This window comes from Rhodoferax sp. (assembly GCF_037143375.1).
Lineage (GTDB): Bacteria > Pseudomonadota > Gammaproteobacteria > Burkholderiales > Burkholderiaceae_C > Rhodoferax.
The window spans coordinates 1-3,301 of record NZ_JBAWYV010000245.1 but is presented as its reverse complement, the minus strand read 5'-3'; the positions used below and the strand labels follow the sequence as shown (position 1 = coordinate 3,301).

The following is a 3,301-nucleotide window of genomic DNA, read 5'->3' as shown; positions in this document are numbered from 1 at the left end:
TTTCTAAAAGCCCTGGCACCCCAGGCGGGCGACTACAACCCGTTCAACCTGCTGGTATTTGACGGCCAGCGACTGATGGGGCTGGAGAGCCGCAGCAAACAACCCCTTGACCTCGCCCCCGGCATTGGCGCGGTATCGAACGCAGACTTTCAGACGCCCTGGCCCAAGCTCCATCGCCTGAAGCAAGGGCTGCAGTCCCTGTCTGAGACGGGGCAAACCGATGATGCGTCGCTGCTCAAACTGCTGCAAGACCGCCGCATTGCACCCGATAGGGAACTGCCAAACACCGGAATTGCCCTGCCCTTTGAGCGTGCTTTGTCAGCCACGTTCATTGCCTTACCAGATTACGGCACCCGGGCCTGCAGCGTCATTCGACTCGGTCAGCACCACATCGACTTTCTAGAACATAGCTTTGATGCCCATGGCCCTGTCGGCGAACAGCGCCAGAACTTCCCCACCAAACAAACGCGTCGCTGAAAACGGCTCATTCCGTTTCCAGATCGATAGGAGATTAGGCGCGAAGCCGCAGGCAGTGCTTTAGCACGGCAAGGCGAAGCAACGACATATCGTATTGATCTGGAAATGGAATCAGGTAAACAGGGCGCCGTTGACGGGCGTGGCCTGTATCGCCTGCAATGCCACTGCTGGGCTATGGCGCAATAGTGCCAGGCTGTGTTCGGGACGAGCCTGCAACCAGTCGTCAAAACACGCGGCCGGCAGGATCACCACCATGCGCTTTTCTTCGGCCGGTTTGTGAAACAGGTGCATCAGGGGATGGTGCTCGGCGCTGACAGTCAGCATGGTGAAACTGTGCAACTCCTCACCCTTGGGCGACTTCCAGGTGGACCACAACCCGGCGATGCCCATGGGTTCGCCATCCGCGCGAGCAATACGGGTCGGAATGGGTTTGCCACTGCGCCAGTCGGGCTCATAAAACGCTTCAGCCGGGATGATGCAGTGCTGCGACTTTTTCCAGGCGTCCCGAAAGCTCGGCTTGGCCGCCACCGTTTCGCTGCGCGCGTTGTAGGTGTAGCGGGTGATATTGGTGTCGGGCGACCAGGGCGGGACCAGCCCGAACAAGCCATTCAGGGCTTCGCGTTGCGGCACGGCGGCATCGCCAACGTTCGCAAACGGGTGGCTGCGAATGAAACTACCGACATAACCGGGCCACATATCCGACTTACCCAAGTCAGGTGGCGGCGCCACGCCAAACTGACGCTGAAAGCGTTCGCGGTCTTTGAGGGCTTGGAAATGGCTGCACATGGCCAAATCGTAGCCGTTAATCCACCTTGTTGTTGAAAGACTTGACTGCGCCCCAAAGCATGACCAAAAACATACTTTGACCGTCCTGTAACGATGGCTTGGGATCAACTCTAGCGCTTCATATCACGGTAAAAATTCTCATGCGGCCCTACGGCTTCCAGGTAAACCAGCCGGACACTTTCATCCAGCGTGTAGCCCAGTAAATACAACAGTCCCCCACTGTGGAATTTATGCACCCGTAGCGCCGCCAAGTCACCTTTCTTGCGCTCTCCTATCTCGGGGTTACGGGTGACATCCTCAACCGCCGAATCAACGTCTGCGGCGGTATTGTTGTGGAGTTTTTTGTATTGCCTGGCAAAGCGACGCGTTTGCTGCGCTGACCACGTCATCCCTGACGACTCCGTGGAACAAAGGGGGTTGCTTGTTCGCGCGGTTCCGCCATGGAGGCCAATGACTCGGCCACGAAAGTCACCGGCAGATCAGGGTTATCCAGAGCTGCGCGCCCTACCCTTGCCCAGAACTCTATCTGACCGGCAATTGAGCGATGTTCAATCGCCGCGTCTGTCTTGGCCTGCTCGTAAAGGGCCTGATCAATTCGAATGGAAGTGCTTGTGCTGATGGACATGTAAGACCTCGATAAATTACCACAATTGTAGTAATTACTTGAAGCTTGATCAAATTTCAATATCAAAGCCCCTCTGAATGGTGTTTATCAGGCATGTAAACTGAAACTTTCAGCCCACCACCCAATCATCCACAGTGGAAAAACCATGGCCAGCAGCCGACCTGCAGTCGTAGCGACCGTCAAACTCAGCGCCTGATTGCAGGCATGCACGCATCTGCAGCGTCTGCCGTCAATGTCCGCTAACCGGATAATCCATCTTGAAAGTGGTCGTCGCGTGACGACCAGTAGTGGTCATTAGGATTGATTGCTTGTGTGTCAAGTCAAGACCCTCAGGAGTCATTCGCCTTCCCGAAGTTCCTGCCAGTTAGCTGTCATTCGGGGCTGCAAATTTCTTGTCCATTTGGGGCGACAGAATTTATATTGAGGAGTGATTTTAAAACCGGTGAATTAGGCAGCGACGACGCACTGACGAAATTAAGGTGTGCAGTGCAGTGGAACAGAAAACCCAAACACGGACAAAGGTTTCATTTTCCTACCCACTTCGTTCACTCCTATCGGGGACTACTGAGCTGTATCAATGAGCTAAAATGGTCTCACTTTTGTTTGTTGAAGCCCTAAGCAAACGCAATTTCCCCTGACCCTGGAAAAAATAGATGCGCAACAATCAGCCCGTTAGTCAGACTGAATACGACTTGCCTGACGGCGACATTCTGGTTTCCACCACCGATCTGACGGGGCGCATCACCCATTGCAACCAGGGTTTTGTGCGTGCCAGCGGCTTTGACTATGACGAACTGCTCGGACAGCCGCACGATATTGTTCGCCACCCGGACGTGCCACCTGAAGCCTTCAAAGACCTATGGTCCACCATCGGGCGTGGCCGTACTTGGACCGGTATTGTTAAAAACCGGCGTAAAAATGGTGACCATTATTGGGTGCAAGCCAACGTGACACCGGTGATGGAAAACGGCAAACCCAAAGCCTACATGTCGGTTCGGCTCAAACCCAGTCGCGAACAAATTCAGGGGGCGCAAGCACTGTATGCCCTGATTGCGCAGCAACGCAGCAGCGGTAATCACACCTTCAGACTGCATGCAGGCAAGGGCCGCCCTTTCGGCTGGAGAGACAGTCTGGCTAAATTGAATCGCATGAGCTTGCCTGGGCGAGCTGGCTTGGGCCTAAGTGCGTTAGTCTTGCTGACGCTGTCACCGGCTTGGCTTTTTACCGGCCAAGGTGTTACTACGGTTAGTCAGATGCAGCTCGTTGTTGGACTGCTCAGTGCCAGCGTGTTCTGGCATTGGTTCGGCACGACTGTCACCAGCCCTTTGAGGGATGCCCATCAATTGGCCAATGAACTTGCGTGCTGCAACCTTGACGGCAACACCGAATACAACGCCAACAGCCCCTTGGGTT

5 protein-coding genes are annotated in these 3,301 nt (G+C 55.0%); 2 read left to right on the top strand and 3 right to left on the bottom strand.

What is annotated here, in order from left to right:
• Positions 1-477: NRDE family protein (locus WCG50_RS18445; RefSeq protein ID WP_336901059.1), on the top strand; the 477-nt coding region annotated here is incomplete at its 5' end.
• A 111-nt stretch (positions 478-588) separates the two neighbouring features.
• Here the strand turns inward: WCG50_RS18445 and WCG50_RS18440 are convergent.
• The 3 genes from WCG50_RS18440 to WCG50_RS18430 all read right to left on the bottom strand — a co-directional run bounded on the left by WCG50_RS18440 (position 589) and on the right by WCG50_RS18430 (position 1,948).
• On the bottom strand, positions 589-1,263 hold the full coding sequence (locus tag WCG50_RS18440; RefSeq protein ID WP_336901058.1) for an SOS response-associated peptidase: 675 nt from the start codon (positions 1,261-1,263) through the stop codon (positions 589-591).
• A 110-nt stretch (positions 1,264-1,373) separates the two neighbouring features.
• Complete coding sequence (locus WCG50_RS18435; protein ID WP_336901057.1) at positions 1,374-1,652, bottom strand: type II toxin-antitoxin system RelE/ParE family toxin; 279 nt, start codon at positions 1,650-1,652, stop codon at positions 1,374-1,376.
• Entirely contained in the window at positions 1,649-1,948 is a 300-nt protein-coding gene (locus WCG50_RS18430) for a ParD-like family protein (RefSeq protein WP_336901056.1), read from the bottom strand. The genes WCG50_RS18435 and WCG50_RS18430 overlap by 4 nt, the downstream gene beginning before the upstream one ends.
• Before the next feature lie 593 nt (positions 1,949-2,541).
• Between WCG50_RS18430 and WCG50_RS18425 the strand changes: the two genes are divergently transcribed.
• Positions 2,542-3,301: PAS domain-containing protein (locus tag WCG50_RS18425; RefSeq protein ID WP_336901055.1), on the top strand; the 760-nt coding region annotated here is incomplete at its 3' end.